5 protein-coding genes are annotated in these 3,550 nt (G+C 58.2%); all 5 read left to right on the top strand.

What is annotated here, in order from left to right; translation table 11 throughout:
- Positions 1-527: hypothetical protein (locus tag ACPZMI_RS02930; RefSeq protein ID WP_426351633.1), on the top strand; the 527-nt coding region annotated here is incomplete at its 5' end.
- A 261-nt stretch (positions 528-788) separates the two neighbouring features.
- On the top strand, positions 789-1,034 hold the full coding sequence (locus ACPZMI_RS02925; protein WP_411384043.1) for a CPCC family cysteine-rich protein: 246 nt from the start codon (positions 789-791) through the stop codon (positions 1,032-1,034).
- 295 nt (positions 1,035-1,329) lie between these two features.
- Positions 1,330-1,734: a hypothetical protein gene (locus ACPZMI_RS02920; protein WP_054893282.1), complete on the top strand. Its 405-nt coding sequence runs from the start codon at positions 1,330-1,332 to the stop codon at positions 1,732-1,734.
- 98 nt (positions 1,735-1,832) lie between these two features.
- Positions 1,833-2,759, top strand: coding sequence for a DMT family transporter (locus ACPZMI_RS02915; protein WP_186666857.1), 927 nt, complete (start codon positions 1,833-1,835; stop codon positions 2,757-2,759).
- 402 nt (positions 2,760-3,161) lie between these two features.
- The gene (locus ACPZMI_RS02910) at positions 3,162-3,407 is read left to right on the top strand and encodes a DUF3077 domain-containing protein (protein ID WP_125930463.1); all 246 of its coding nucleotides are present in this window, start codon (positions 3,162-3,164) and stop codon (positions 3,405-3,407) included.
- The last annotated feature ends 143 nt before the right edge of the window (positions 3,408-3,550 follow it).

The raw sequence follows: 3,550 nt of genomic DNA, 5'->3' as shown, positions 1-3,550 counted from the left end.
GGTATACGGCGGTAGTGAACCTGCGCACGGGCAATTTTGAGTTTGTCGCGCCGGATGGGAAGCTGTATTTCTATAGCGAGTCGGCGTTGGTGCCCAAGGAAGGTGGGAACCTTGCGGGGTTGGCGGCTGCGGAGCGGGAGATTGCGGCTGGGAAGGCGGGGGGTGGGGCAAAAGCTACAGGCGGTGCAGTAGAACTGACATTTGACAAAGCTACTCGGACTTGGACAACCCCAGCAGGTCTAGACTATGGACAAGGATCGGTTCAAGGAAACAGAGTTTTGCATGTTTTAGAGCATGCGGAGCCGAATCCGGCCAAGACAACGCATAGCGTCTTTAGTATGGACAGAAAAGAAATTTTAGGCGCTGTCGATGAGGCATGGCTCAAGAAAGGAAGTCCCGTGGTAGGTGATCCGGGAGCATATGTTGTGCCGATGGGTCGAGCTATTGGTACTTCTGGAGAAACGAGTATTAAAATCATTGTTCGGCCTGGAACTAATCAGGTTATTACCGCCTATCCTATAAAATAGAGGGGTTATATATGCTTTGCCCAAGGTGTGAGCAGGGAGATGTTGTCAAGGCTAGAATTATAGCTAACGATACTTTCTTGTTTGTATGCCAAGAGTGCGAAGCCTCATGGCTTTTATACGAAAATATTGGGGTTAAGGATTTTTTCGACTACGGGACTTATATGGAAAAGCTAGGGCTGAAACCACTGTGGAGTGAGTTGGTGATCATTCCTGAGTAGGTGGAAAAGTTAACTGCTGAAATCGGCAATAGGATGTTAAGTAGTGGTATGCCCTTGTCCCTGTTGTGAATATTTGACGTTTGATGAGCGTCCTACCGGAACTTTTGAGGTTTGCCCTGTTTGTGGGTGGGAAGATGACGATGCACAATTCCGTGATCCCACTTACGGTGGCGGGGCGAATTCCATCAGCCTCGAGCAAGCCAGAATTAATTTCGTTACCATCGGTGCTATCGGCAAAAATTTCTTGAACTCTGTCCGTGAGCCATTTGTGGACGAGATTTCGGACTAACTCGGTGCAAAAGCAACTGCTAACGGGTTATGGCCGTGCTTTGTCGGGCTGGCGCAGCTGTCGGCTATTCAGCACAGCTCAGATGAGCCGCGTTGATTTGTTTTGAGGTTTCTGGAGATAAGACTTGCCTCGAGTTCGTGGGAGCTCTAACCCGTGAGCAGGTTTGAAGTCTCGTAGATGCCTGTCCGCAGGCCCCGAGCCGGTTCCAACCGTGTACTGTCAATGATTTGAACGGACCTCCAACGCCTCCGGTCCCATGCTGTGTACCCACCGTCCACAGCAAGAGGCCACTGCCATGAGCACCTACGACTGGGACCTGATCGAACGCTTGCTGCACGAGGTGCAGAACGGCGCAGGTCAAAGCTTCACGCCACGCCCCTACGCCGAGCAGCATGCTGCGGCGATGGCCGCCAAAGGCCAGCCGGTGGGCGATCTGGATCAGCTGAAAACCCGCGCCTGTGAATACGAAAAGCTGCTGTTCCAGCGCGGATTCATCGAAAGCCGGCCTGAAGAGGATGGCGGCAACGGTGAAAACTTCGTGCTCACCGAGCGCGGCTCGCGCCTGCTCAGCCTCATCGACAGCGCGATTCCAGGAGCGGACAGCCCACGCTTGAAGCTGGATCAGCAAGCAGATGCGCTGGATGAGTCCACCTTCGATCAGGTCTCAAGCAAGCCGCAGATCACACCAGGTGCGATTTAGGCTGGTATCGGCGGGGCGGGCGCGCCGATAATCGGTAATGGATCCATTTTCTGACTGCCGAGCGTTGCCATGCCCCTGACCCGACACGAGGCCCGCCCATGAGCGTGGCCCGCAAGAACACCGACGCCTTTGCCCTGCAGGTGATGCTGGGGCTGTGCCTGATCTGGGGCTCCCAGCAGGTGATGATCAAATGGGCCGCCGTCGATATCGCGCCAGTGATGCAGGCGGCGTTTCGTTCCGGTATCGCTGCGGTGCTGGTCGGGCTGCTGATGTGCTGGCGGGGCGGCTGGGCGCAGCTGGGCAGCACCTGGCGCGCGGGTTTGCTGGCCGGGGCGTTGTTCGGGCTGGAGTTTCTGTTCATCGCCGAGGGGCTGAAGCTGACCTCGGCGGCGCATATGTCGGTGTTTCTCTACACGGCCCCGGTGTTCACCGCGCTGGGGCTGCACTTCATGTTGCCCAGCGAGCGCCTGCGTTTGTTGCAGTGGCTGGGGATCGCGCTGGCATTTGCCGGGATCGCCCTGGCCTTTGCGGGCGGGCTGTCGCTGGATCAACTCGATGGGCGGGTGCTGCTCGGCGATGCCATGGCGGTGCTGGCGGGGCTGATGTGGGGTGCGACCACGGTGGTGGTGCGGGCTTCGCGGCTATCGGAGGCGCCTGCGACCTTGACGCTGTTCTACCAGTTGATGGTGGGCTTCGTCGGCTTGCTGCTGATGGCGTTGTTCAGCGGGCAGATCGGTGCGGTGTCGTTCACGCCGTTGGCACTGGGCAGCGTGCTGTTCCAGGGGTTGGTGGTGTCGTTCTTCAGTTACCTGACCTGGTTCTGGTTGCTGCGCCAGTACCTGGCGTCGAACCTGGCGGTGTTTTCGTTCATCACGCCGTTGTTCGGGGTGACGTTCGGGGTGCTGTTGCTGGATGAGCCGCTAAGCGTGAACTTCGTGGTGGGGGCGGTGATGGTGCTCGGTGGTGTGGTGCTGGTGAGTGCCGAGCCTTGGGTGCGGCGGCAGTTGCGCCGGGTGGTGGGGTAAGGTGGGCTGTAGCGTGTCTGATTTTTCCTAATTCTCGGGCGCCGGTGTCAGGTTTTGAGTCGTTAGGATCTATCCTACGCGGCTTGCGGAAGCGTCTTAATTGTCGTGGAAATGCGTCAGGGATAACTTCGCCGGGTCGTCATTTGGCGACCGGGCGTGAGAAACCCGACGACGTGGCAGCGGCACTTCTTTATGGCAGCCGTGTGCGGACGGGCTTCGGCCCGGCCGGGCTCTCACGTCCTCGGTTTCTCACTCCGTGCACGGTTGCCACCCTAACTCCGTGAGAAAGAGTGGGGTGGTGATATCTCTGACCAGACGTGAGATTTGACCCCATGAAAAAGCTCGTCCCCGATCCACCCCGCCTTACGCACGTTCCCCACACCACAGTGAGGAGACGTGACCATGACTGATTTATCCAATGGCTACACCACCGCTGGCGTGGCGACTTTCCTGGACATGTACCGCGTACAGCCTGGCATTCCTTTCGAGCGGGTGCTGGAAGAAGTGTCGGTGATCCTTGGCTGTGTCCGGGAGTTGAGCGAGCAGGAGCAGGTGGACCCGGTGAGCATCACCGCGCTGCACTACCTGAGCGCGATGGCCAAGGCGTTGCTGAACGACCTGGAGGTTGGGCGTAACTCGGTGCATTGAGGCCACAGCCCGGCTATGAAACCGCCTCGACCTGTAGGAGCGGGGGTGGCCGCGAGGAGGGGAGCGGGACGTTTGGCGCGGGATGCCACCTTGTTTCCGGGGAAAACCCCCCCCCCCAGGGGTGGGGTGGTTTTTCGGTTTTT

Origin of the sequence: Pseudomonas wayambapalatensis (assembly GCF_049942315.1) — a bacterium.
Classification (GTDB): Bacteria; Pseudomonadota; Gammaproteobacteria; order Pseudomonadales; family Pseudomonadaceae; genus Aquipseudomonas; species Aquipseudomonas wayambapalatensis.
The sequence above is the reverse complement of the archived record's forward strand: the minus strand, read 5'-3'. Positions and strand labels throughout refer to the sequence as shown.